This window comes from Pseudogemmobacter sp. TB195, from assembly GCF_058313095.1.
Map to the genome: position 1 here is coordinate 1 of NZ_JBZEGG010000024.1, position 24051 is coordinate 24051.

Annotated in this window: 20 protein-coding genes; 8 read left to right on the forward strand and 12 right to left on the reverse strand. The window is 63.3% G+C overall.

Annotated elements, in window-relative coordinates; translation table 11 throughout:
* Positions 1-1311 precede the first annotated feature (1311 nt).
* The 11 genes from AC4FS3_RS21150 to AC4FS3_RS21200 all read right to left on the reverse strand — a co-directional run bounded on the left by AC4FS3_RS21150 (position 1312) and on the right by AC4FS3_RS21200 (position 12777).
* Positions 1312-2070, reverse strand: coding sequence for an SDR family NAD(P)-dependent oxidoreductase (locus AC4FS3_RS21150; RefSeq protein ID WP_491022175.1), 759 nt, complete (start codon positions 2068-2070; stop codon positions 1312-1314).
* Positions 2071-2083: 13 nt separating this feature from the next.
* On the reverse strand, positions 2084-2515 hold the full coding sequence (locus AC4FS3_RS21155; protein ID WP_491022176.1) for a diol dehydratase small subunit: 432 nt from the start codon (positions 2513-2515) through the stop codon (positions 2084-2086).
* Positions 2512-4806, reverse strand: coding sequence for a propanediol/glycerol family dehydratase large subunit (locus AC4FS3_RS21160; protein WP_491022177.1), 2295 nt, complete (start codon positions 4804-4806; stop codon positions 2512-2514). Before AC4FS3_RS21160 ends, AC4FS3_RS21155 begins: the two co-directional genes overlap by 4 nt.
* A gap of 12 nt (positions 4807-4818) precedes the next feature.
* On the reverse strand, positions 4819-5598 hold the full coding sequence (fabG, locus tag AC4FS3_RS21165) for a 3-oxoacyl-ACP reductase FabG (RefSeq protein WP_491022178.1): 780 nt from the start codon (positions 5596-5598) through the stop codon (positions 4819-4821).
* Between the two features lie 13 nt (positions 5599-5611).
* Positions 5612-6784 carry an iron-containing alcohol dehydrogenase gene (locus AC4FS3_RS21170; protein WP_491022179.1) on the reverse strand — a complete coding sequence of 391 codons (1173 nt, stop codon included), beginning with the start codon at positions 6782-6784 and terminating at the stop codon, positions 5612-5614.
* The gene (locus AC4FS3_RS21175; protein WP_491022180.1) at positions 6784-8109 is read right to left on the reverse strand and encodes a glutamine synthetase family protein; all 1326 of its coding nucleotides are present in this window, start codon (positions 8107-8109) and stop codon (positions 6784-6786) included. Before AC4FS3_RS21175 ends, AC4FS3_RS21170 begins: the two co-directional genes overlap by 1 nt.
* 10 nt (positions 8110-8119) lie before the next feature.
* Positions 8120-8827 (reverse strand): ABC transporter ATP-binding protein, encoded by a 708-nt coding sequence (locus AC4FS3_RS21180; RefSeq protein WP_491022181.1) that lies wholly within the window; start codon positions 8825-8827, stop codon positions 8120-8122.
* Entirely contained in the window at positions 8817-9587 is a 771-nt protein-coding gene (locus tag AC4FS3_RS21185; protein ID WP_491022182.1) for an ABC transporter ATP-binding protein, read from the reverse strand. Before AC4FS3_RS21185 ends, AC4FS3_RS21180 begins: the two co-directional genes overlap by 11 nt.
* Before the next feature lie 10 nt (positions 9588-9597).
* The gene (locus AC4FS3_RS21190; RefSeq protein ID WP_491022183.1) at positions 9598-10578 is read right to left on the reverse strand and encodes a branched-chain amino acid ABC transporter permease; all 981 of its coding nucleotides are present in this window, start codon (positions 10576-10578) and stop codon (positions 9598-9600) included.
* Positions 10579-10588: 10 nt separating this feature from the next.
* A complete protein-coding gene (locus AC4FS3_RS21195; protein WP_198834955.1) occupies positions 10589-11452 on the reverse strand; it encodes a branched-chain amino acid ABC transporter permease in 864 nt (287 codons plus the stop codon).
* 101 nt (positions 11453-11553) lie between these two features.
* Positions 11554-12777 (reverse strand): ABC transporter substrate-binding protein, encoded by a 1224-nt coding sequence (locus tag AC4FS3_RS21200; RefSeq protein WP_491022184.1) that lies wholly within the window; start codon positions 12775-12777, stop codon positions 11554-11556.
* 202 nt (positions 12778-12979) lie between these two features.
* Between AC4FS3_RS21200 and AC4FS3_RS21205 the strand changes: the two genes are divergently transcribed.
* The 6 genes from AC4FS3_RS21205 (at position 12980) to AC4FS3_RS21230 (ending at position 21111) form a co-directional block, all read left to right on the forward strand.
* The gene (locus tag AC4FS3_RS21205; RefSeq protein ID WP_491022185.1) at positions 12980-14542 is read left to right on the forward strand and encodes a D-aminopeptidase; all 1563 of its coding nucleotides are present in this window, start codon (positions 12980-12982) and stop codon (positions 14540-14542) included.
* A 50-nt stretch (positions 14543-14592) separates the two neighbouring features.
* Positions 14593-15501, forward strand: a complete 909-nt coding sequence (locus tag AC4FS3_RS21210) for a proline iminopeptidase-family hydrolase (RefSeq protein ID WP_491022186.1) — start codon at positions 14593-14595, stop codon at positions 15499-15501.
* A 78-nt stretch (positions 15502-15579) separates the two neighbouring features.
* Positions 15580-17259: an ABC transporter substrate-binding protein gene (locus AC4FS3_RS21215; RefSeq protein WP_283179129.1), complete on the forward strand. Its 1680-nt coding sequence runs from the start codon at positions 15580-15582 to the stop codon at positions 17257-17259.
* 9 nt (positions 17260-17268) lie between these two features.
* Positions 17269-18309: an ABC transporter permease gene (locus AC4FS3_RS21220; protein ID WP_491022187.1), complete on the forward strand. Its 1041-nt coding sequence runs from the start codon at positions 17269-17271 to the stop codon at positions 18307-18309.
* A 1-nt stretch (position 18310) separates the two neighbouring features.
* Positions 18311-19282 (forward strand): ABC transporter permease, encoded by a 972-nt coding sequence (locus tag AC4FS3_RS21225; RefSeq protein ID WP_198834949.1) that lies wholly within the window; start codon positions 18311-18313, stop codon positions 19280-19282.
* Positions 19279-21111, forward strand: a complete 1833-nt coding sequence (locus tag AC4FS3_RS21230) for an ABC transporter ATP-binding protein (RefSeq protein WP_491022188.1) — start codon at positions 19279-19281, stop codon at positions 21109-21111. The genes AC4FS3_RS21225 and AC4FS3_RS21230 overlap by 4 nt, the downstream gene beginning before the upstream one ends.
* 91 nt (positions 21112-21202) lie before the next feature.
* On the opposite strand, the gene AC4FS3_RS21235 is transcribed toward AC4FS3_RS21230, so the two are convergent.
* Positions 21203-22699 carry a leucyl aminopeptidase gene (locus AC4FS3_RS21235; RefSeq protein WP_491022189.1) on the reverse strand — a complete coding sequence of 499 codons (1497 nt, stop codon included), beginning with the start codon at positions 22697-22699 and terminating at the stop codon, positions 21203-21205.
* Positions 22700-22953: 254 nt separating this feature from the next.
* On the opposite strand from AC4FS3_RS21235, the gene AC4FS3_RS21240 reads away from it, so the two are divergent.
* Together AC4FS3_RS21240 and AC4FS3_RS21245 are read left to right on the forward strand one after the other, a co-directional pair.
* Positions 22954-23463, forward strand: a complete 510-nt coding sequence (locus AC4FS3_RS21240; RefSeq protein ID WP_491022190.1) for a PPC domain-containing DNA-binding protein — start codon at positions 22954-22956, stop codon at positions 23461-23463.
* The gene (locus AC4FS3_RS21245; protein ID WP_092902233.1) at positions 23460-24041 is read left to right on the forward strand and encodes an ECF transporter S component; all 582 of its coding nucleotides are present in this window, start codon (positions 23460-23462) and stop codon (positions 24039-24041) included. The genes AC4FS3_RS21240 and AC4FS3_RS21245 overlap by 4 nt, the downstream gene beginning before the upstream one ends.
* Positions 24042-24051 lie beyond the last annotated feature (10 nt).

Below are 24051 nucleotides of genomic sequence, written 5' to 3' on the forward strand. Positions count from 1 at the left end.
CGATCCCCAAATCAGACGCAACCTGGCGCCGTGTCAGACCACTGGTGAGCGCGATGCGCACCGCATCCCGCTTGAACTCGTCGCTTTGTATCGCTGCCATAGCCGGTCTCCTTGATGGCGAGTATCGCTCTCAAAAAACCGGAACGAAACCGGTGCAGGTCCAGAGCCTCCGGCAAACCAGGGGCGGTTCATGTACAGATCCTGGTCCCGATACGCGCTGAGCGGCCGTTGGTGGAGGAGATGGTATACCCTCTGTTCCGTTGGGTCCCAGGCCCTGGCATCGACGCTCCGGAAGGAGTGCCCGCCGTGTGCACGAAGACCCGCAACCTGTTCAGGTCGGAAGCGATGTCGCGCAAGGGGATGGCCGTCTCTTCAGGCAAACAGTGCCCCGAACCGTAGCTGATCTTCCTCAGCCGGGCCACCACGAGGTCGCTCCGCTGCTATTGGTCGATCCCTTATCGGTCGGCGGCAGGCTGGATACCTGGGGCGTTCCCGAAAGCGTTCCGGGAGACGCCGCCAGTTCAGGTCCGGTGGCGAAGGCCGCAATGAAGTCTTTCCGGTCCAGGGCGGATGATAGTCCACCCCATGAGGGTCCGGGCAATCCACCCGGCCCAGACAGGCTCATCAGACACCAGGCCGAACAGACTGGAACCCCAATGCCTCGCTCCACCCGAAAGAGCCGCAATGCTGAAGCCGACTTTCGGGGCCAGAAGCCGGGGAAAGAAATCCATGGCCCGGTCACGGCCCGGATGCGCGGCTGTAGAGGAAGTCCCCCGACGACGGTGCTGATGGAGAAGCGTCCGGGCCCGATCTTTGAGGGCGACCCCACCCGCGCCAGTGGAAGGGGGGAAAGGCGCGGCATGCGAGATGAGACACCGCCATTCGCCCCGGATCTGCCTAGTGGCTGCCCTTGGTAAGATGCGGCCGCGTTCGTTACCGAACCGCTCGCGACCTGCGCCGGGCTGCATGTCGCGCAGAGATCGCGATATGCGGCGACGATGGCTGCAAGTCCAGGCACAAAAGCGGTGTTCTGTCGGTCAGGCCGCGCAAACGGATCGAAGAGCCCCTGGGCCGAACCATGATCGTCGGCGGCATTGTACAGGCTCTCGGACGCGGCATCGAACGGGGGCGCTTGTGCTTATCCTGACGATGACTGCCAACACCATCGTCCGACTGCCCCGGTGGCGGGCCGCATGACAGGAAAACACCAGTCTGACAGCAATCCGTCCGCCATCACGGGACCCGAAGCGGAATGCCGAAAGCAGCCGCAACTGGAAGCGGGTCCCGCTCAGCGATGTCTTCAGTGCCCTGTCAGAGACATTCCCCCCCATCTGCGACCAGCGCGAGGCCGGTGACGAAACGCGACTGGTCGGAGGCGAGGTAAAGCACCGCCGCCGCGACCTCTTCGACCGTGCCGAAACGCCCGGCGGGGATCGCGGTGGAGATATAGGCCTCAAGCCCGGCCCGCCCGCCCATCTGGCGTTCAAACCCGGCATTGAACGGGGTGTCGATGAAACCGGGGCAAAGCGCATTGACCCGGATGCCGTCTTTCGCGAAATCCTTCGCCATCTGTTTCACCATCGCGACGGCGGCGTGTTTCGTCACCGCATAGGCGATCATCCCGGCATCATATTGCACCCCGGAATTCGAGGCGGTGATGATGATCGAGCCACTTTTCTGCGCCTGCATCTGCGTGATCACCGCCTGGGCCGCCACGAAATGTGAACGCACATTCATCACCCATGACGCATCCATCTGATCCGGGCTCACCTGATCGAGCCGGCCTTCGATCTGGATCCCGGCATGGGAATGCAGCACGTCGATGCGCCCGTGGCGGGTGATGACCTCATGGATCGCTGCGCGGATCGCAGCCGTGTCGGTCATGTCGAGCGCCATCGCCTCGGCGCGCTGGCCGGAGCCGGTGATCTCTGCGGCCACCAGGCCGGCGGCGGCACCATCGCGGTCGCTAACCACCACCATTGCGCCCGCTCCGGCCAGCGCCCGGGCCGAACCGCGCCCGATCCCCGATCCGGCCCCGGTGACAAAGGCGATTTTTCCGTCAAGCCGCATCGCGGGCCTCCTTTCAGCCGGGCATCAGACCACGGCGCTGGTAATGGATCGCGGCGGTTTCAAGGAATTCCGCCAGCTTTTCGGCGCCGTGGTCACGGCGCAGCATCGCGGCCCGGGCGCGCAGCGCGGCGCTGTCTTTCACCCGCCCCGGCCGCAGCATCTCATAGGTTTCCATGATGAGATCCTGCGGCACATGGACCAGCTCGGCGGCGCGTTCGAAATTCGCGGCCAGCGCCGCGCGGCCGGCATCGCGGGCAATCTCGGCCTGGGCCAGCAGCGCCTGCGGCGTGATGCGCAGGTCTTCGATGGTAACCTCGCCCGTCATCACGGCGTCCAGCGTCAGCGCGTCAAGTGGCTTGCCGCGCGCGCCCCGCACCTTTTCGGGCGCGGTCTCGGCCAGGGGGAAATCGGCCCGTGTCAGGGGGCGGGGTGGTCTGGTGGTCATGGCTTTTCCCCTGTCTCCGGGCCCGCATCCAGAAAGGTCACGGTGATGTCTTCGGGCGCGCGGTTCGGATCGGTCAGGCCGGTTTCAATCGCATAGATCAGCGCGACCTGGGCGTGGAACCGCGCCCCGAGGGCCTGGCCATCGGTCGGCACCGAGACCGGTTCGGGGCGTTCGCCATGGGTCCAGCGCGCGGCATTCCGGCCCATGTTCTCATAATGCGCGAGGGTGGTGATCGGCGCGTTCGAGAAGAGTTCCAGATTGTTATGCGGCATCCGGCCGCGCTGATGGATCACCGCCGTCCCCTTGGCCTGGATGCCGATGCCAAAGCCCGAGCCCGACATTTCCGCCGCTGTCAGCCCCAGAAAAGACGTATCCGCCGTATGATGCATCCTGAGGATCCGCGCCACGCCGCCCCCGGCGGTGATGCCCCGGATCAGGGCCGCCAGCACATCCGAGAGCGCCAGCCCGGCGGTCGTCTGGTAAAGTTGCAGGCCAAAGGCGGGCGAAATGCCGATCACCACCTCATGCGGGGCCGCGCCTTTCGGGGCCGCGCCCTGGGGCGCATAGGCGATGCGGCGGCTTTCGCCGCGCCGGTGGCGGGCCTGGTCCGAGAGCACCTCGGACTGGCCGATCAGATCGCGGATCTCGTTGATCTCATCGCGGCGCGCCTCGGTCATGCGATAGCCGGTGCCGGGGCCCGCGTAATCATTGGGGTCATTGATTGCCGAAAGAATACGGCCCTGGCGAATGATCGACGAGGTCTGCAGGTAATCGCCCGAGACCCGCAGCTTGACGATTTTCAAAAGGTTTTCGGCCTCGGGCTGGAAGCCGCGCTTTGCCAGTGCCTGAATCACATCGATCACATTGATGCCGCGCGCCTGGATCTCTTCCGAGATCCGCGCCGTCTCGCCGGTGGAAAAGGTCTGTGTCTCGCGCGAGCCCGATGCCGCGATGACGCTGGTCTTCATCGCCTCGGTCGGTGATGCCAGCCCGAGTTCCTCGAGCACCGCCGAGATCGCCCCGACCGCGCGGATGCGCAGCGACAGCGCCTCGGCTTCGGGGATTGGGGTCAGCCCGCCATCGGCCTCGAAATCGCGTTGCAGCGTGAGGAAATCCTCCATCTCCTCGCCGTTGAACAGCGATGGGTTAAAGGAATTGTCATATTTCAGGATCGAGCCAAAGCCCGAGCAGATCAGGTCCGAGCCCGCGATCAGATAGGGCAGGATCTTGGCGCCGACGCGGATTTCCGATTCGGTCGCGCGCGCGTCATTTCCCGATGCGCATTCCAGATCCAGCCAGACCGCGAGCAGGTTTTCCGCCATCATCTCGCGCATGCCGCCCGCTATGGATGCGGTGATCGGGGCGCCGTCGATGCCACCATTCTGAGTGCCCTGCACCCCCATCCCGCGTTGCAGACACAGGCAGCGGGCTTCGAGATACAAAAGCGACTTCGCCTCGTGATAGCCCATCAGCAGCTCTGACCCGCCACCCGAGGTACAGCGCGCCTTGATCCCGCGCGAGGCATAGGCGGCCACCAGGAAAGCCTTGGACCAGGGCGTATCATCGCCATCGGTAAAGCTGCGTTCCGTGCCATAGACCGACACGGTTTCGGCGTAAGAGGTAAAGCCCGCCATGCCGATCCGCAGCTCTTCGGCCTCTTCCGAGGAACACTGGAACAGGGTCCCCCATTCGCCGACCGACGATCCCACGAGGCAGGCCAGCGCATTCGACCAGGCGCAGCGGGCGACGCGCATCGTGGTCTCGACCTCGTCAAACCCATGCCCTGCCGCCACCGCCGCATCGGCGGCCAGTTGCAGCGGATCGTCTTTCGCATTGGTCACATGTGCCTGGTTGCCGGGGGTCTTTCTGGGGCGCATTTTCGAATAGGCGAAGGCGATTTCCATCGCGTTCAGCTGCGACACCACATCGACCAGTTTTGCAGGCGTCATGCCATGCGCCAGCCGCACGAGCCGCTCGCGCGGGACATGCATATCGACAAGCATCCGCGCGACCTCGCCCGAACTCATTGCCATCGCTTCGGGGGCGATGGCCGGGTCGAGGTGATATTCGGCAATAAAGGCGTCGATCATGTCGAAATCATGCGCCAGAACGCCATCCATCGAGGCGATCCGGCCGCCGCTGAGCGTCAGCCCCGGTTTCGGATCGGCCGGGCTTTTGAAGGCGGCAAAGCCATTGGCCGGATCTTCCTTTGCGAAACGATCCAGCCGCAAGGGGCGCTCGTCCCAGTCAGAATAGCGGCGCCAGCGGTTGACCTGAACGGTGTCTGACATTTGTGTCTGTTCCTATGCCATCGCGTCGAGCGATTCCGGCACCACCTGGCCGCCATCGATCACGATGGTCTGCGCGGTGATATAGCCGGCAAGATCCGAGGCGAGGAACAGCACCGCATTGGCGATGTCATCGACCGTTCCAAGCCGCCCCAGCGGAACCGAAGCCTCCATCGCGGCCAGATAGTCCGGCCCGTTGCCCTCGAAGCCTTCGGTGATGATATTGCCGGGCAGAACGGCGTTGATGGTGACCTTATCCTTCGCCAGCTCCATCGCGGCGGAGCGCATGAAGCCAAGCTGTGCCGCCTTGGAGGCACCGTAATGGGTCCAGCCGCGATAGCCGGTGATCGGGCCGGTGATCGACGAGGTCAGCACGACGCGACCCGCGCCCGCCTTCCGGAAATGCGGCTGCGCGGCTTTCACGGCCAGAAAGGAAGACCGCGTGTTCACCGCCATGACCTGATCCCATTCGGAAGGCTCCATCGCCTCCATCGTGGTCTGGGGATAGATGCCGCCATTGGCGCAGAGGATATTGAGGCCACCCTGTGCTGCCGCCGCCTCATCGACCATGGCTTTTACGGCGGCCCAGTCGGCAATGTCGCAGCTGGCAAGCCGCAGTTTCGCGCCGGGCAGATCCGCGAGGATGGCATCCCGCCCCGCCTCCAGCGCGGTCATGCCGCGCGCGACCAGGGTCACTTGCGCACCGCTTGCGGCCAGCGCGCGGGCGATGCCGCGCCCGATGCCCTTTGACGCGCCGGTGACGATGGCGCTTTGTCCATTCAGGCTGGTGAACATCGGGCTTCCTCCCTTATGAAATCGTGAGATCACCGCTCAGCGCGGCGAGGTAGAGGCGGCGGAAATCATCCTGATCCATTTTGCGCGGGTTCGCCCCGGTCGAAGGATCTGCCAGCGCTTTCGCGGCGATCTCATCCGCGCGCTCTGCCGTCGCGCCAAGTTCCGCCAGGGTATGCGGGATGCCCAGCTCGCGTCGGAAGTCGAGGAGCCAGGCCATGAACCCGTCAAAACCACCTTCGATTTCAAGGCTATGCGCGACACGGGCGACTTTCGCCTCAATCGCCGGGCGGTTGAAGGCGACCACATAGGGCAGGATCACCGCATTGGCGAGGCCATGCTGGATGTCATGGATCGCCCCCAGCGGATGCGCCAGCGAATGCACCGCGCCGAGACCTTTCTGGAACGCCACGCCCCCCATCATCGCGGCGGCAAACATCATCGTCCGCGCCTCGAGATCCTGGCCGTTCTTCACCGCGCGCGGCAGGGCGTCGCGGATAATCCTCAGGCCTTCCAGCGCGATACCATCCGCCATCGGATGAAAGCTCTCGACGCAGAAGGTCTCGAAACAATGGGTGAAAGCGTCCATGCCCGTTGCCGCCGTCAGTGCGGGCGGCAGGCCGAGCGCCAGCTCCGGATCGCCGATCACCAGGACCGGCAGCATTTTCGGGTGGAAGATGATCTTCTTGGTATGGTCGGTCGTGTTGGTGAGAACCGCCGCGCGGCCGACCTCGGATCCTGTCCCGGCGGTGGTCGGCACCGCGATGATCGGATGGATACGGTCGGCATCGGCGCGGGTCCACCAGTCGCCGATATCTTCGAGATCCCAGACCGGAATGGTCTGCCCCTCCATCAGCGCGACCAGTTTGCCGACATCCATCGCCGAGCCGCCGCCGATCACGATCACCCCGTCATGCGCGCCTTTGCGGAAGGCTTCGATCCCGGCTTCGAGGTTCAGATCGGTCGGGTTGCCCTGGACATCGGAAAACAGCGCGGGTGTAAGGCCAGCGGCTGTCAGCGCCGCCAGCGCGGCGGTGATAAAGGGCAGATGCGCCAGGCCCTTATCGGTGACAACCAGCGGGCGCCGGATGCCGGCCGCAATGGTATGGGCGCCAATACCGGCGATCTTGCCGGCTCCGGCATGGATGGTGGTCGGGTAGGTCCAGCGGGCAGTCAGGGCGTAGGTCATCAGATCATCTCAAAGTAACGGTTCAGTTCCCAGTCCGAGACCCAGGCGCGTTGTGCCGCGACCTCTGCCTCGCGTGAGGTGGCGAAATGGTCGGTAAAGGCGTCGCCAAACCAGGCGCGCGCCATATCCGATCCACGCAATCGGGCGGCGGCCTCGGCCAGCGAGGCCGGAAAGCGGCGTTCGGGCGGCAGGTCCGCCTCATAGCCATTGCCTTTGAGCGCCGGGCCGGGGTCGAGGCCTTCGCGGATCCCTTGCAGGCCCGAGGCCAAAGCGGCGGCCAGCACCAGATAAGGGTTCGCATCCGCCGCCGGGGGCCGCATCTCGACCCGGATCGACTTCGCGCTGTCGCCGACGACGCGCAGTGAACAGGTGCGGTTGTCGAAACCCCAGGTCGCACCGGTCGGCGCCCAGAACCCGGGCGCAAGGCGGGTGAAGGAATTGATCGTGGGGGCGTAAAGCGCCAGCAGTTCAGGCATGTATTTCAGCTGGCCCGCGATGAAATGGCGCGCGGTCTGCGACAGGCCACCTTCGCCGTCAGGGTCATAGAAGGCCGACTGCTCCCCTTGCCACAAAGACAGATGCGTATGGCCACCGCAGCCGGGCAAGCCGTTCAGCGGTTTTGCCATATAGCACAGGCTCAGCCCGTTCTGATTGCCCCAGGCCCTTGAGAAAGCTTTGAAAATCGCGGCCCGATCGGCGCCTTCCAGCGGCTCTGACGGGGTGAAGGCGAATTCCATCGCGCCTTCACCGGCTTCGGGATGGATCGCCTCGAGCGGCGTGTCGAGCTGATGCGCCAGCGCCATCAGCCCCGAGAAGAAGCCGTCTTCGACCGCCATCCGTTGCACCGAATAGCCGCCGGTTGTCGGGTTCAGGGGGGTGAGGCCGCGATAGCCCTTGGCCAGCGCCGAGGCGGGTGTTTCGCGAAAAACGTAGAATTCATATTCAAACCCGGCCAGCGCGGTGAATCCCATGGCGCGGGCCTCGTCCAGCACCCGCCCCGCCAGCCTGCGCGGGCAAAGGGCCGCGCCCGGCCCATCGGCATATTCGACCAGGTGAAACCGCCGACCGTCGCCGGGCATCACCCGGCCCGGCCCCGGCACCACCCGGATCGGGTCATCATGATAGCCGGTATGCCAGCCGGTATGCCGGTTCTGATACAGCGCGTCGCGGCTGTCCCAGCCCAGCACCACGGAACAAAAGGCACCCCCCTTTTCCTGCCAGGATTTCAGCTTGGCACTCGTTGCGTATTTGCCCCGGATCAGCCCGTCGAGATCGACATAGCCGAGCATCGCGAAATCGTCGCCGGGGGGCGGAATATCATTCATCGTCTTTTCCTCAGGCGCCGAGATAAGCGCGGGCGACTTCGGGGTCGGTCAGCAGATCGGCGGACCGGCCCTGCAGCGCTATCGCCCCGGTTTCGAGCACGTAACCATGATCGGAAAGCTGCAGCGCAAGGCTCGCATTCTGTTCGACCAGCACGATCGACAGGCCCGAGGCACGCAGTTCCCGGATCAGCGCCGCGATCTCGTCGATCATCACCGGCGAAAGGCCCAGCGACGGCTCGTCCATCAGAAGAACCTTCGGCCTGGCCATCAGCGCGCGGCCGATTGCGACCATCTGCTGTTGCCCGCCCGAAAGCTTTCCCGCCGGCTGGTTCTGTTTCTCGCGCAGGATGGGGAAGCGGTCGAACACCTCTTCGATCCCCTTTGCGATCCGCGCGCGGTCGCGGTCGAGATAGGCGCCGATGCGAAGATTTTCCTTCACCGTCATCAGCTTGAAGAGCTTGCGCCCCTCGGGGACATTGACGATGCCGAGACCGACGATCTCATGCGCGGGGCGGCCGGTGATCACCTCGCCGTTGAAACGCACCTCGCCGCGCGACGGTTTTTCCAGCCCTGAAACCGCTTTGAGGATCGAGCTTTTCCCCGCACCATTCGCCCCAATCAGGGTGATGACGCCGCCCTCTTCCAGCGCCATCGAGACGCCTTTGACCGCCTCGACCTTGCCGTAATGGACCCACAGATCGCGTATCTCAAGCAACATGGGCCTGGCTCCCCAGATAGGCTTCGCGCACCTGTTGATTGGCGCGCACCGCTTCGGGCGTGCCGTCGGCGATCTCATTGCCGAAGTTCAGGACCGTGATACGGTCGCAGAGCCCCATCACCACTTTCATGTCATGTTCGATCAGCATGATGGTGATGCCGGTTTCGCGGATGCGGCGGACGAGATGGATCATTTCGCGGCTCTCATCGCTGTTCATCCCGGCACAGGGCTCATCGAGAAGCAGCATTTTCGGTTCCGCCGCGAGCGCGATGGCGATGCCGAGCATCTTCTGATGCCCATGCGCCAACGTTGATGCCTGTTGATCCATCAGCGCCCCGAGCCCCACGAAATCAAGGATCTCACGCGCGCGGGCGACCGATCCGGCCTCGGCCTCGCGTGTCTTGCGGGTGCGCAGCAAGGATCCCCAATAGGAATGGCGGGCATGGAGGTAATTTCCGGCCACCACGTTTTTCAGCACGGAAAACTGTTTGAACAGAGTGACATGCTGGAAGGTCCTGACCAGCCCCTCTGCCGCGATCTGATGCGGTTTCATGCCGCTGATCTTCTGGCCCCGGTAGCGGATTTCCCCCGCCGTCACCGGATAGCGCCCGGAACAGGCGTTGAAAAACGTGGTCTTGCCGGCGCCGTTCGGGCCGATCAGCCCGCGGATCTCACCTTCCTCGACCGTCAGATCGAGACCGGCAATCGCGGTGACACCGCCGAATTTCATCTGAAGGCCGCGTGCCTCTAATTCATGCATGACACGGGCCTCACTTCTGCGAATTGCGGTTGAAGAGCTTGCGGATACGGGCAGGGACAGTTTCAAGCCCGCCCGGGAGCAGCAGGACCGAGGCGATCAGCACCACCCCGAAGAAAATGGTGCGGAAATAGCCGGTGGCGCGCAAAGCCTCATCGACCATGGTCAGAGAGATCGCGCCCGCGACCGGCCCGCCAACTGTGGTCAGCCCGCCGACGATCAGATGCACAAGCGCGAATTCCGACTTCCAGATGTCGAAACTTTTGGGGCTGATATAGGTCTGGTAATGGGCGTAAAGCGCGCCGGTCACGCCGACGAGGGTGCAGGCGATGGTGAAACAGACGACCTTCTGGCGGAAGACATTGATGCCGGTATGTTGCGCCAGCAGCTCGTTTTCATGGATCGCCCACCAGATCGTGCCGGTGCGCGACGCGTTCATGCGGTAGATGATCCAGACCGTGGCCGAGACGAAAAACAGCGCCAGATAGTAATAGGCAATGCGGTTCGCAAAGTCGATTTGCAGGAAGCCAAGGTCAAGGACCGGCGGTTTGATGTCGAAGACCCCGTCCCAGCCTCCGAAGAAACCTTTGAAATAGGCGAAGTTGCGTTTGATCACCTCGCCCACCGCCCAAGAGGCCATGAAGAAATAGACCGCGCGGGTGCGCATCAGGGGCACCGCGATCAGCATGGCGAAAAGGGCAGAGATTGCGGCGCCGATCCACAGGCCGTACCACATCGAAAGCCCCAGTTTCGTCAGCACCAGAGCCGAGGCATAGGCGCCGATCCCCATGAAACCGGCATGGGCGAAAGAGATCACGCCCAACGACCAGATCATCCAGAGGCTGGTGGCCAGCGCCACGTTGAAGCTGATCGTGATGCCGACATGGATCATATAGAGGTCGAACCCGACCAGCGCCGGTGCGGCGAGGGCGAGGGCGAGGAGCCCGCCCCAGACAAGGCGGTTCGGCCTGGCGATGATGTCTGATTTATCCATGATCGCCCCCTCAGTCCCAGTTCTGGCCAAAGAGCCCCGAGGGCCGGAAGACGAGGATCAGGAAGATCACCACGAAGCTCAGGATGATCGCGATATCGCCGGAGATGGTGGTGGTGATCACCGAGTCGATCATGCCAAGGATCAGCCCGCCTACCAGGGCCCCGATCACCGACCCGAGCCCCCCCATGATCACGATCATGAAGGCCTTGATCGTGGCCAGAAAGCCCATGGTCGGCACGATCGACAGAAGGGTGCCCATCATACAGCCCGCAATCGCCGCCATGGCCGAGCCGATGCCAAAGGCGATCCAGTGGATGCGGTCGGTGCGGATCCCTTGCAGCGCGGCGGTCTGCGGGTCTTCGGCCACGGCACGGATGGCAAAGCCGGTGACCGAGTGACGCAGGAAGGCCCAGAGCGCGATGATCAGCCCTATGGAGACCGCCGAGATCACGATCCGCTCATAGGACAGATAGGCGCCGCCGATCAGCATGCCCCCGGAAACAGCAGAGGGAATGCCCTTGGTCGTGGTCCCGAACAGGAGCTGACCCGAGCCTGAGATGATCAGAACCAGTCCCAGAGAGACCGCGAGCGAGTAGAGAATGTTCTTACCCTGCAAGGGCTTGAACAGCACCACCTGCAAGACCGCGCCAAGGCAGAAAATCAGCCCGGCCGAAAAGGCCACCCCCGCCCAATAGGGCAGGCCCAGCTCTGCATGCCAGTAATACAGGGCAAAGGCGCCCAGCATGAACATCTCGCCATGCGCATATTGGATGATGCGCATCACCCCGAAAATCAGCGTCAACCCGATGGCGATCAGCGCATACATCAGGCCAAGGCTCAGGCCGGTCAGGCCCATTTGCAGAAAGTCGCTCATGCGTGGAATACTCCGGAGGCCGCACAGAATACAGACGACAGACCGCGCCTGCCGCCTTTACCGGCCCGGATCACCCCGGGCCGGCAGCATTGCCAGAATGATCAGTAATCGTCGGGAAGGGCGGGGAAACGCACGTCTTCGACCTGGGCCACACCCTTGTCGATGGTGGTGGTGTAACAGTCGTAAATGCCCTGGCGCGCCACGCCGAAAGACTTCTCGCCGCCCCATTTCACATGACCGACATAGGTGTCATCCAGCTGCACCTGCGCCAGGGCCTCGGCGACCGCTTTGGTGTCTTCGGCGGTGCCCGCCATCTCCCAGGCGGCTTTCAGCGAATAGATCCACCAGGAATAGTTGCCTGCCAGCGCGTTAAAGGTGCCAAAGCGGTCCATAAAGCGCTTTTCGATGGCTTTCTGTGTGTCGGTCGAAGGCGAGACATTGGTCACCGGCAGCACGACGCCGTCGGCATGTTCGCCCGCAACCTCAAGAATCGTCGTGGTCTCGGACGCGGCCGGCGACGAGATCGGGCCGGTATAGCCCAGCTCGCGCGCTGCCTTGACGATCGAGGCGGTGATGCCGGGGGGCGAGGGCGAGGTCACGATAAAATCGGGCCGGTCGGAAATGGTCTTCGCGACGATGGGATAGAAATCGGTGTCTTCCCAATTGTAGAATTCGGCCGATTTCTGGGTGATGCCGTAATAATCCATCAGCCGCTTGTAAGAGGCATGGCAATCGGTGCCATCCTGGTCATTCGGGCCAATGAAAGCCGCCGTCTTCAGCGCGTCCTTGCCGTATTTTTCCTGCATGAAGGGGAGATAGGCAAAGCCTTGTTCATAATCCGACATCTCGGCACGGAAATGCAGCGGGTAGTCCTTGCCGAAAAGCTCAAGATAGCCCCAGCAGGCGACAATCGACAAAACGCCGGCGGGTTCGGTCACCTGCAACATGCCGACGGTCGAGGCCGCAGCCTGGCTGTAGACATATTTCACCTTGTCCTGCTCGACGAGGCGCAGGGTGGCCGCGCGGCTGTCGGCGACCTCGCCCTTGGTGTCATAGTCGATGACCTCAAGCATATGCGGCTCGCCATTGATCATGACGCCGCCGGCGGCATTGATCACGGCGGCCCCGTCGGTAAAGCCCTGGGCGGTCGAGTGGCCCCAATAGGCGACCGGACCGGAAAGCGGCACCGCACCGCCGATTTTGATGGTCTTATGGGTCTGGCTGAAGGCGCTGCGCGGAAGAATCGCCGGTGCAGCCAGAGCAACGGCGCCGGTGGTCAGCAGACGGCGGCGATTCATCAGCAGTGGCGGAGAGGTTTTCCTCATGGTGATGTTTCCCTGTTGGATGCGAGTTTTTTGATTTTGATCCGGCCACTATTCGCCTCTCCTCCGGCTCTGACTATCCAATTTCGGCAATGGCCGATTTCTCCCTGGTCGCAGGAGATGCCGTAACCTTCTCTGCGGGCACCGGGAGGGCGGCAGTCACCCTCTTGAACTCTGCCGGTTTCCGGCAATAGATGCGCGGATCATGACCAGCACCTCTCCCCTCCCGCTTGCAAAGGCCCTCGATCTGCTGCCGCGCCGTTTTGCGGGGCCGGGAGGCGTTGCGGTTGTCTTGCAGGACGGGCGCGAGGTGGCCGCGCGGGCCTGGGGCTATGCCAGTCTGGAACGCCATCAGCCCATGACGCGGGCGACACGCCTGCCGATCTGTTCGATCTCGAAACAGTTCACCTGTGGCGCGGTGCTCGCGGAATTCGGCGCGCCCGAGGCGCTGGACGCCGTGCTGCCGGACTTCCTTCCGGGTCTGGAAAGCCCGCGCCCGCTGGTCCGCCAGATGTGTCACAACCAGTCGGGTCTGCGCGATTACTGGGCGATGACAGTGGTCGAGGGCGCGACCGCCGAGCAGGTCTTCCCGGAGGATGAGGCAGTGCCGATGGTCGCCGCGATCCGCCAGGGCCATTTCGCGCCCGGGACCGGCTATTCCTATTGCAACTGCAATTTCCGCCTCTTGCCCGAACTGATCCGCAAGGCGAATGGTCGTGCGCTGATTGATCTGTATCATCAGCATATCTGGGGGCCGGCAGGGATGAAAACCGCGACGCTGACCTCTGACACGAGGCAGCCCGAAGACGGTGTCACCGGCTATGAAGGCACTGATTCGACCGGGTTTTTCCCGGCGGACAATGGAATTTTCTGGGTGGGGGATGCCGGGATCTCGGCTTCGCTTGATGATATGCTGGCCTATGAGGCCTGGATCGACGCGACGCGTGACGACGAAAACGGCATCTATCGCCGCCTCTCGGCGCCGGTCGCGTTCAGCGATGGCAATCCCGCATTTTACAGTTTTGGCCTCGTGCATGAGACGCTTGGCGGCGTGGCGCTGACCGGTCATGGCGGCGCGCTCCGGGGCTTTCGGGCACAGCGCTTCCATGCGGCTGAGGCGCGGATCTCGGTGGTGGTGATGTTCAACCACGAGGCTTCGGCCCATGATGCGGCGCTCTTTCTGATGCGTGCGGCGCTTGGTCAGGCCGACCCCGCGCCGCAGCCGGTTGAACCCGGCTGGGAGAGCCAGTGGCTTTGCCCCGGGACCGGGCTGATCGCGCGGCTGGAACCGGCGGCTACGGCGGTGAAGCTGCGTTTCGCCACCGGGCCCGAGACCCTGTACCAGGCCGCGCCGGGCGTCCTCGCCTCGGATGAGGTGCGGCTGGAACGTCAGGGTGACCGGCTGCATATGCGCCGGTTGCGCGACAATATCGACACTCTGCTGGTGCCGCTTGCGCCGCTTGAAACGGCCGATGGCGCAGAGATTGCGGGGCAGTATCATTGTGCGGAAACCGGCACTTCGCTGCGGCTCGAGGCGCGGGACGGGGCGGTCTTTGCCCTCTTTTCCGGCCGGCTTGGCGCGGGGCGAATGGAGCCGGTTCTGGCCGCCGGCCCCGATACCTGGCTTATCCGCACTAGGCGCGCGATGGATGCGCCGGCGCCGGGCGACTGGACGCTTCAGGTCAGGCGCGACGCTTCGGGTCGGGTGACGGGGCTTGGTCTTGGCTGCTGGCTGGCGCGGGGGCTCGATTATGTCCGCCATGACTGAATTTGGCAGGGCTGAAGGGGATTTTCCGGGATAACCGGAGGGGAACTGGCATGTATACAAGCGCAAAAATCACCGAAGGCTTCGCTGCTTTCGGGTCCTATAAAACCTGGTATCGCATCGCCGGTGACCTTGGGTCAGACCTGCCGCCGCTGATCGTGGCGCATGGCGGACCGGGCTGTACCTGGGATTATGTCGAAAGCTTTGCAGCGATCGCCGAAACCGGGCGCGCGGTCATCCATTATGACCAGATCGGCAATGGCAATTCGACGCGGCTGCCGGAAAAAGGCGCCGATTTCTGGACGGTCGATCTGTTCCTGGATGAACTGAGAAACCTGATCGCCCATCTCGGGCTTTCGCGCTATCATCTGCTTGGCCAGTCCTGGGGCGGGATGCTGGGCGCCGAATTTGGCGTGACGCAGCCCCCTGGCCTTGTGTCGCTGATCCTTGCCGACAGCCCGGCCTCGATGCCCATATGGATCAGCGAGACCGCCCGGCTGCGTGCGGATCTGCCGGCTGATATCCGGGCGGTTCTTGACCTGCACGAGGCCGCAGGCACCACCGATCACCCCGATTATGCCCGGGCGACCAAAGCCTTCAACGCCCGCCATGTCTGCCGTCTCGACCCCGCGCCTGATGAGGTGCAGCGCACCAATCGCGCGATGGCGGCAGATGCGCATGTCTATAATCTGATGATCGGCCCGAATGAATTCCACATCACCGGCAGCCTGAAAGACTGGGATGTCAGCGACCGGGTCCACAGGATCACCGTGCCGGTGCTGCTTATATCCGGGGCCTATGACGAGGCTACCCCGGCGACGATTCAACCCTTCGCCGGGAATATTCCTGATACCCGCTGGCATATCTTCCCGAATGCGAGCCATATGCCGCATGTCGAGGAATTTGACGCTTGTATAACTCTGGTTGCCGCCTTCCTTGCGGAATGCGACGCCGCCCGCTGAACCTGTTAAACTCTGGCCTCAAGGCCGGCCCATCACGGCGGCAATGACCGCCATTTCACCCCGAGGGAGTCTCTTACCATGAGTGAATCGCTGTCTCTGATGTCGCGGATGCGCGGAGGTATTTTGTGTGGCACGGCGGCGCTGGCGCTTGGCGCCGCGATGCCGGCCTTCGCCGATGAGAGCCATTACGGTGGCACGCTCAAGCTTCTCGGCGTTTCGTCCGAGGGCACCCTTGACCCGATGATCAATTATACCGCGCGTTACTGGCCGCTGTTCATCTGGACCCATGACGGGCTGATGGCGTTCAAAAAGGTCAATGGGCCGGAAAGCGCCGAAGTGGTGCCGGATCTGGCGGAAGACATGCCGGTGCTGTCGAATGACGGCAAGACCTACACGTTCAAGCTGCGCCAGGGGATCAAATTCTCTAATGGCAAGGATCTGACGGTCGAAGACGTCGTGGCCTCGTTCCAGCGCATCTTCAAAGTCTCGAGCCCGACCTCGGGCAGCTTCTATAATGGCATCGTCGGTGCCGATAAGTGTCTCGCCGAGGCGGCTACCTGTACGCTGGAAGGCGGCGTGATCGGGGATGCTGCGACCAATACCATCACCATCAACCTCGTCGCCCCGGATGCCGAGTTCCTCTACAAGATCGCCGTGCCGCATGCCTCGATCGTGCCCGCCGACACGATCATGAAAGATGCCGGCAATGAGCCGATCCCCGGCACCGGCACCTATGCGTTCGAAAGCTATGACCCGAATGCCTCGCTGATCATGGTGCGCAATCCGCATTTCCAGGAATGGAGCAAAGAGGCACAGCCCAAAGGCTATGTTGACCGGATCGAATACACATTCGGCGGCACCGAAGAGGCTGCGGTCAATGCGATCCTGAATGGCCAGGCCGATTTCATGTATGAGCCGGTCCCGACCGACCGTCTGGCGGAACTCAGCGTCTCGCATCCCGATCAGCTGCGCGTCTCGCCGCTGGTGGCCTGGTGGTATGCGCCGCTGAACGTCAATATCGCGCCTTTCAACAGCCTCGAGGCCCGTCAGGCGATCAACTACGCCGTTGACCGCGATGCGCTGGTCTCGATCTTCGGCGGCCCGGCACTGGCGACCCCCGTCTGCACCATCCTGCCGCCGGATATGCCCGGCCATGTCGACCGCTGCGACTATACCGCCGATCCGGGCGAGTTCTGGTCTGCCCCCGATATGGACAAGGCACTTGAGCTGGTCGAGGCTTCGGGCACCAAGGGTCAGAAAGTCACCGTGGTGACCGACGATTCCGTGACCTCGCGCGGTGTTGGCACCTATCTGCAGACCGTGCTGACCGACCTTGGCTATGACGCCACCGTGCAGTCGATCTCGGGCGATATCCAGTTCACCTATATCCAGAACACCAATAACAATGTGCAGATCTCGGTCTCGCAATGGTACCAGGATTACCCGGCGCCCTCGAACTTCCTCAATGTTCTCTTCGGCTGCGACAGCTTTACGCCGGGTTCGGACAGCTCGGTCAATATGTCGGGGATCTGCGATAAGGGCCTTGATGACCGTATGAAAGCGGCGATGGCGCTTGGTTCGACCGATCACGAGGCCGCTCTGAAGGAGTGGGGCGATATCGACTATGACTTCATGAAGCTCGCGCCGGCGATCCCGATGTTCACCCCGAAAGATGTCGACCTGATCTCGGCCCGTGTTGGCAATTACGAGTTCACCAGCCAGTTCCATTGGCTGGTCGGCACCGCCTGGGTTCAGTGACCTCTCGCGATGTTGCCTGAAACCGACAGTCACGCTCTTTCCCCGGCGGCAGCCGCCGGGGAGGAGACGGGTGCGCGGCGCGGCCCCTGGAAGCGGGTCTTCCAGGGGCTGATCGCCAGCCCGACCGCCATGATTTCCGCGGGGCTCCTGCTGCTGATCGTGGTCGCGACTTTGCTCGCGCCGGTCTATGCGAAACATGTTTCGGGGACGGATCCGTTCCGCTCGGGCCTGTCTGCAAAGATCAAAATCGACGGCAAGCCCACGCCTGTGATGCAGCAATCGACCGAGGGCCTTGGCCTTGGCGTCACGCCCATTGGGCCGACCTGGGGGCCGCAATATATGCTGGGTGCCGATGGTCAGGGCCGCGATGTCGCGGCGAGGATGCTCTACGGTGGCCGCAATTCGCTGCTGATCGCCGGCGCCTCGACGCTGATCTGCCTGTTCTTCGCCGCGATTATCGGCATTGCCGCCGGCTATTCGGGCGGCGTGGTTGACGGCGTTCTGTCGAACCTGATCGATATGATCTGGGCCTTTCCGGTCTATCTGCTGGCGATCTCGCTTTCCATCGTGATGATCGGCAAAAGTTTCGCGCTCGGGCCGTTCGAGATATCCTCGGGCAGTCTGATCGTGCCCATCCTGATCATCGGCCTCGTCTATGTGCCCTATGTCGCCCGCCCCATTCGCGGCCGCGTCATGGCGATCAACCAGTCCGAATTCATCATGGCGGCGCGTGGCCTCGGGATCCGCCGCTGGAAGATCCTGCTGCGCCATATCCTGCCCAATGTCTCGACGACGCTGATTGTATTCGCGCCGATGCTGATGGCGCTGAACATCGTCACGGAAAGCTCGCTCTCCTTTCTGTCGGTAGGGGTGCAGCCGCCGAATGCCAGCTGGGGGACGATCCTTCAGGACGGGCAGACGCTCTTGTATTCGCGCCCCTGGGTCTCGCTGGCGCCGGGCTTTGCGATCATGGTCACTGTGCTTCTCCTGAACCTGTTCGGGGATGTGCTTCGCGACGTGCTCGACCCGAAATCGGCAAGGGGGCGCTGAGATGATCGCAGCCATTCTCAAGCGGCTGTTGCGCATGGTCGTGGTGATGTTCGGGATCTCCGTCATCACCTTCCTGATCTTCTTCGCAACCCCCGCCTCGGACCCTGCCGCCCGTATCGCGGGCCGCAATGCCGCGCAGGAAACCATCGAGGCGGTGCGCAAAGACTTCGGCCTCGACCGCCCGCTTTACGTTCAATACGGGCTGATGATGGAGAAGCTCTTCATCACCCGCGATCTGACCTCCTTCGCCAATCGGGGCCAGCAGATCGTGCCGACGGTGATGGCGGCGGCGCCTGCAACGCTGTCACTGGTCTCGGGCGCAGCCATCCTGTGGATGCTCGGCGGTATTCTGACGGGTATCACGGCGGCGGCCTTCCGGGGGCGCTGGCCGGACAAGATCCTGATGGGGATCTCGATGATGGCGGTTGCCATGCCGGTCTTCTGGGTCGGCGAAATGGTGAACCTCGTCACGCAAAACCGGCTGCATGACACCTGGGCGTTTTCCTGGGTGCCGGCGCTTGGCTATACGCCGTTCTCGCAGGATCCGGGCCTCTGGTTCCGTTCTATGGTCTTCCCCTGGCTCACGCTCGCCTTCCTTTATATCGGGCTTTATGGCCGGATGCTCAGAACCGGCATCATCGAGACCTATCAGGAGGATTTCATCCGCACCGCCCGCGCCAAGGGGCTCACCGGGCGCAAGGTGCTGCTGAAACACGCGACCCGTTCCGCGATCATCCCGATCGTCATCATGTTCGGCATGGATTTCGGCGTGCTGGTTGGCGGCGCGGCCGTTCTGACCGAGGTGGTCTTTGGCATCAACGGTGTCGGACGGCTGACCTATCAGGCGCTGAAAGTGCTTGATCTGCCGATGATCATGGCGACCGTGCTTTACGCCTCTTTCTTCGTGGTGGTGGCCAATGCGGTGGTCGACCTCCTTTGCCTGCTGATCGACCCGAGGATGCGCCGCGCATGACCGTGACCCATGACACAACCGCGCCGATCCTGTCGATCCGCGACCTCTCGGTCTCATTCCTTGGCGCCCGCAAAAGCTGGAACCGGGTGATCGAGGGCCTTTCCTTCGACATCAGGCCCGGCGAGACCGTGGCGCTGGTCGGCGAATCCGGATCCGGCAAAAGCGTGACCTCGCTTTCGGTCATGGGCCTTCTGGACCCGGCAACCTCGCGCATCGAAGGCGAGATCAGCCTGGCCGGTCATGACGTGCTGAAACTGGATGAGGCGGGGATGATCCGCCATATTCGCGGCCAGGCGGCGGCGATGATTTTCCAGGAGCCGATGACCTCGCTGCACCCGATCTACCGGGTCGGCGATCAGATCATCGAGGCACTGACCTCGCATCATCCGATGCCAAAGGCCGAGGCCCGTGCCCAGGCGATTGCGCTTCTTGAACGGGTCCGCATCCCCAATGCAGCCCGGCGGATGGATGACTATCCGCATGCCTTTTCCGGCGGCATGCGCCAGCGCGTGATGATCGCGATGGCGCTGGCCTCGCGCCCCAAACTCCTGATCGCGGATGAGCCGACCACGGCGCTGGATGTGACAGTTCAGGGCGAGATCCTTGACCTCTTGAAAGATCTCCAGGCCGAATATGGTATGGCTATGCTGTTCATCACCCATGATATGGGGGTGGTGGCGGAAATGGCCGACCGCACGGTCGTCATGCTGCGCGGCCGGTCGGTCGAACAGGGGCCGACGGCAGAGATCTTCGCCACCCCGCGCGAGCCCTATACAAAGGCGCTGCTCGCCTCTGTCCCGGTGCTGGGCAGCATGACTGGCAAACCCGCGCCCCTGCGCTTCCCGCTGGTCGATATGGCGAGTGGCATTGCCGGCGCGGCGCTGCCCTTGCAAAGCAGCCCCGACATGCGCGCGCCGATCCTTGATGTCCAGGATCTCGTCACCCGGTTTGATGTGCGCGGCGGGTTGTTCAACCGCCGTGTGGCCCAGGTCCATGCGGTCGAAAACGTCTCTTTCCGCATCTTCCCGGGCGAGACGCTGTCGCTTGTCGGGGAATCCGGATGCGGCAAATCGACGACCGGCAAGTCGATCATCCGGCTGAACAACCGGTCCACCGGATCGGTGAAAATGGGCGGGGATGAGCTCTTCGCGCTGCGCCCCGAGGCGATGCGGCTGAAACGGCGCGAGATCCAGATGATCCCGCAGGATCCGCTGGCAAGCATGAACCCCCGCATGACGGTGGGCGATGCGCTGGTCGAACCCTTTACCGAACACCGGCTGGGCACTGCCGCCGAGGGGCGGGCAAAAGCCGCAACGCTGATGGAACAGGTTGGTCTGACCCGCGCCATGCTGGAACGCTATCCGCATGAATTCTCGGGCGGCCAGCGCCAGCGGGTCTGTATCGCCCGGGCGCTGATGCTTGATCCGAAACTGATCATCGCGGATGAATCCGTCTCGGCGCTTGATGTCTCGGTCAAGGCCCAGGTGGTGAACCTGCTGCTTGATATCCAAGACCGTCTCGGCATCGCTTTCCTGTTCATCAGCCATGACATTGCCGTGGTCGAACGGGTCAGCCACCGGATCGCGGTGATGTATATGGGGGAAATCGTCGAAATCGGTCCCCGCGCCGAGATCATGGAGCGCCCGCGCCACGCCTATACTCGCCAGCTGATCGGTGCGGTCACGGTGCCAGACCCGGCGCGCCGCCATCTGCGCCGCAACCAGCAGGTCAAAGAGCTGAAGACCCCGATCCGCCCGCTCGACTTCCAACCACCGGAGCGGCGCTATGAAGAAGTCTCACCGGGCCATCTGGTGATGATCGAGGCCTGAGAGGGCCGGTCTGGCAGGCTCTGCCGCCGGATGAGAGCTTTGCGGGAAGGTCCGGAGGGGTGCAAAACCCCTCCGGATGTTTGCCAGACGTTCAGTCAGCCGTAAACCGTGCGGCCGCGCCGGAAGAAATCCATTCCTCCAGCAATTGCACCCCGAACCCGGCCCCGCCCGCCCGCGCATGCAGACGGTCCTCGTCGATCAGCTCTTTGCCGGCGATGTCGAGATGGACATAGGGCACCCCTTCCGCGAAATGCTTCAGGAAGGCAGCCGCGACCGGGGCATCGCCATCCTCCAGATCACGGCCATGCTGGCGCAGATCTGCAATCGGTGAGACGAGGCTCTCATCATAGGCCGGGTCGAGAGGCAGCCGCCAGAACCGCTCGCCCACCGTCTCGCCGGCGGCCAGCAGCGGATCGGCCAATCCGTCATGGGTGGCAAAAAGCCCGGCAAAGACATGGCCAAGGCCGCGCATCACCGAATAGGTCAGGGTCGCGAGATCAACGATGGCTGTCGGATTGAACCGGGTCGCGGTGTAATGCAGCACATCGGCCAGCACCATCCGGCCTTCGCAATCGGTGTCAAACACCTCGACCGTGCGGCCCGACATGGTGGTGACCACATCGCCCGGTTTGTAGGACGTGCCCGAGAGCATGTTTTCCGCCACGCCCAGCACGCCGACCACATGCACCGCCGCCTTCTGCCGCGCCAGCGCCAGCATGGTGCCGATCACAGCCGCCGCCCCGCCCATATCGCCTTTCATAGAGAACATCTGCGGTCCGGTCTTGATGCAAAGCCCGCCCGCATCAAAACACATGCCCTTGCCCACCAGCGCGAGCGGCTGACCTTCCGCGCCCGCCCAGGTCAGCACGATCACCCGCGGCGGGCGGGCCGAGCCATTGCCGACCGCCAGCACCGCGCCCATGCCAAGCCGCTCCAGATCGGCCTGTTCCAGCACTTCGACCCCGATCCCGGCCTCGCGCAACGGGCCAAGGAAATCGGCGAAATTGTTCGGGTTCAGATGGCTCGCCGGGTAATTCACCAGGCTGCGGGCCAGGCAGACGCCTTCGGCCTGGGCGGTGCTGCGGGCCAGTGCAGGGCTGTCTGCCGCCTCGACGGTCAGAGCCAGATCAAAGGGCTTTTCCGTCTTCGCCATCAGTTCAAAGCGGTAATTGCGAAGCCGCATCCCCAGCAGGATCTGCGCCAGAACCCCGGCATCATCCAGCGCAGCGGGTGCTGTTTCAAACAGCATCAGCGCTGCCGTCTCTGCCTCGGTCTCGAGATGTTTCGCGAGCGCCGAGCCCGCGCGGCTGGCAACCAGGCCCGTAAGCTGATCCGCCGGCCCGAGATCCAGCACCACCACCCGGCGCGCTTTCAGCCCCTGCGGTGCCAGCAGGTCAATGCAGTCCCCTGCTTTGCCGGTAAAGCGCGGCGCCAGCGCCGCCCGGCTGATCGCCCCTCCGGTCGCGGTATCGAGCGCGGCCGCTTTCGGGCCCAGAGCACCCTTGCCATTGCGCAAAAGCACAATCACCCCGTCCTGTTGCGACGGGTCACTGCTGCCGGGCTGAGCCAGCGTGAGACTGAGAGACATAGGCCGATCCTGTCATTTGATCATATCGGCGCGATACTAGTCCCCGGGCGCGGCAATGCAATGGGTCACACTCTCTGCCACAAGCCCCCGTCAGAGAATATTCCTTTTGAATTGCATAATGTTAGAAGAATTGACAGATTTGTTATATTCGACGAGCATCACAACAGTAAGGCCACCTAAACGCCCCGTCAGGGCAAGGCCCGGACTATCGATATTACACCGGCCATGCCGTACCGGCATCTTCAGGAGCTGTTTTGACCAGTCATTCTTCACAGCCGGCTTCTGCCGCTGACTTTCCATACTCATCCGGGATCTCGCGGGGCCGCTTTGGCGTGTTCCGGCTGCCGCCCGGCGCCGATCTCATCGCCGCCCTCCATGCCTTTCAGCGCCACAGCGGGGCTGCCGCCATTTCGGTCGTCACCTGCGTCGGCAGCCTGACCCGGGTGCTGATCCGCCATGCGAACACGCCCGCTGGCACGCTTTACGAAGGGCATTTCGAGATCACCTCGCTGACCGGAACCATCGACCCCGATGGCGAGCATCTGCATCTGACCATAACCGATGGTGAGGGCCGCGCGTTTGGCGGCCATCTGCTGGCAGAATCGGCGGTCTATACCACCGCCGAGATCACCGTCCTTTTGCTTGATGACCTGGTTTTCACCCGCGAACCCTGCGCCCTGTCCGGTTATGACGAACTCGTCATTCACCCCGCGACCGACGGGACCCATGCGCACCGCCCCAACCCCGAGGAGCCATCCCAATGACATCCGGACTTTTCTCTACCCGCAACCTGGTGCTCGCCGCCATCGGTATTGCGCTGAACATCGCGCTTGGCCAGACGGCCTCATTTCTGAAACTGCCGATCTTCCTCGACTCGATCGGGACCGTGCTGGCGGCAGTGCTGGCCGGGCCGGTGATCGGCGGGCTGACCGGGCTCCTGACCAATCTGCTCTGGGGGCTGATCCAGGGGCCGACTGTCGCCTTCTTTGCTCCGGTCGCGCTGGTGATCGGGGTGGTCGCCGGCCTCCTGGCGCGCGCGGGTTTTTTCCGTGAAATCTGGCAGGCGGCGCTGTCCGGCGTGGTCATCACCATCGCGCTTGCTTTTGTCGCCGTGCCGATCCGGATCTACCTCTTCGGCGGTGTCACCGGCTCGGGCGCGGATTTCCTGACCGCCTATCTGCTCAAGCTCGGTCAGGATCTTTTCCCGTCGGTGCTGACCACCGTGCTGGGCTGGAACATCGCCGACAAGGTGCTGACCGCGGTGCTGGTCTGGGGGATCGTGCGTGGCCTGCCCGGGCGCGCGACTTCGGACTGGCCCTTCCTCGCCCATAGCCGGGCCTGAGCGGCTTTTG

Coding starts and splice junctions, on each gene's coding strand:
- AC4FS3_RS21150 (WP_491022175.1), bottom strand. CDS start 2,070: ATGCGGCTTGACGGAAAAATCGCCTTTGTCACCGGGGCCGGATCGGGG.
- AC4FS3_RS21155 (WP_491022176.1), bottom strand. CDS start 2,515: ATGACCACCAGACCACCCCGCCCCCTGACACGGGCCGATTTCCCCCTG.
- AC4FS3_RS21160 (WP_491022177.1), bottom strand. CDS start 4,806: ATGTCAGACACCGTTCAGGTCAACCGCTGGCGCCGCTATTCTGACTGG.
- fabG (WP_491022178.1), bottom strand. CDS start 5,598: ATGTTCACCAGCCTGAATGGACAAAGCGCCATCGTCACCGGCGCGTCA.
- AC4FS3_RS21170 (WP_491022179.1), bottom strand. CDS start 6,784: ATGACCTACGCCCTGACTGCCCGCTGGACCTACCCGACCACCATCCAT.
- AC4FS3_RS21175 (WP_491022180.1), bottom strand. CDS start 8,109: ATGAATGATATTCCGCCCCCCGGCGACGATTTCGCGATGCTCGGCTAT.
- AC4FS3_RS21180 (WP_491022181.1), bottom strand. CDS start 8,827: ATGTTGCTTGAGATACGCGATCTGTGGGTCCATTACGGCAAGGTCGAG.
- AC4FS3_RS21185 (WP_491022182.1), bottom strand. CDS start 9,587: ATGCATGAATTAGAGGCACGCGGCCTTCAGATGAAATTCGGCGGTGTC.
- AC4FS3_RS21190 (WP_491022183.1), bottom strand. CDS start 10,578: ATGGATAAATCAGACATCATCGCCAGGCCGAACCGCCTTGTCTGGGGC.
- AC4FS3_RS21195 (WP_198834955.1), bottom strand. CDS start 11,452: ATGAGCGACTTTCTGCAAATGGGCCTGACCGGCCTGAGCCTTGGCCTG.
- AC4FS3_RS21200 (WP_491022184.1), bottom strand. CDS start 12,777: ATGAGGAAAACCTCTCCGCCACTGCTGATGAATCGCCGCCGTCTGCTG.
- AC4FS3_RS21205 (WP_491022185.1), top strand. CDS start 12,980: ATGACCAGCACCTCTCCCCTCCCGCTTGCAAAGGCCCTCGATCTGCTG.
- AC4FS3_RS21210 (WP_491022186.1), top strand. CDS start 14,593: ATGTATACAAGCGCAAAAATCACCGAAGGCTTCGCTGCTTTCGGGTCC.
- AC4FS3_RS21215 (WP_283179129.1), top strand. CDS start 15,580: ATGAGTGAATCGCTGTCTCTGATGTCGCGGATGCGCGGAGGTATTTTG.
- AC4FS3_RS21220 (WP_491022187.1), top strand. CDS start 17,269: ATGTTGCCTGAAACCGACAGTCACGCTCTTTCCCCGGCGGCAGCCGCC.
- AC4FS3_RS21225 (WP_198834949.1), top strand. CDS start 18,311: ATGATCGCAGCCATTCTCAAGCGGCTGTTGCGCATGGTCGTGGTGATG.
- AC4FS3_RS21230 (WP_491022188.1), top strand. CDS start 19,279: ATGACCGTGACCCATGACACAACCGCGCCGATCCTGTCGATCCGCGAC.
- AC4FS3_RS21235 (WP_491022189.1), bottom strand. CDS start 22,699: ATGTCTCTCAGTCTCACGCTGGCTCAGCCCGGCAGCAGTGACCCGTCG.
- AC4FS3_RS21245 (WP_092902233.1), top strand. CDS start 23,460: ATGACATCCGGACTTTTCTCTACCCGCAACCTGGTGCTCGCCGCCATC.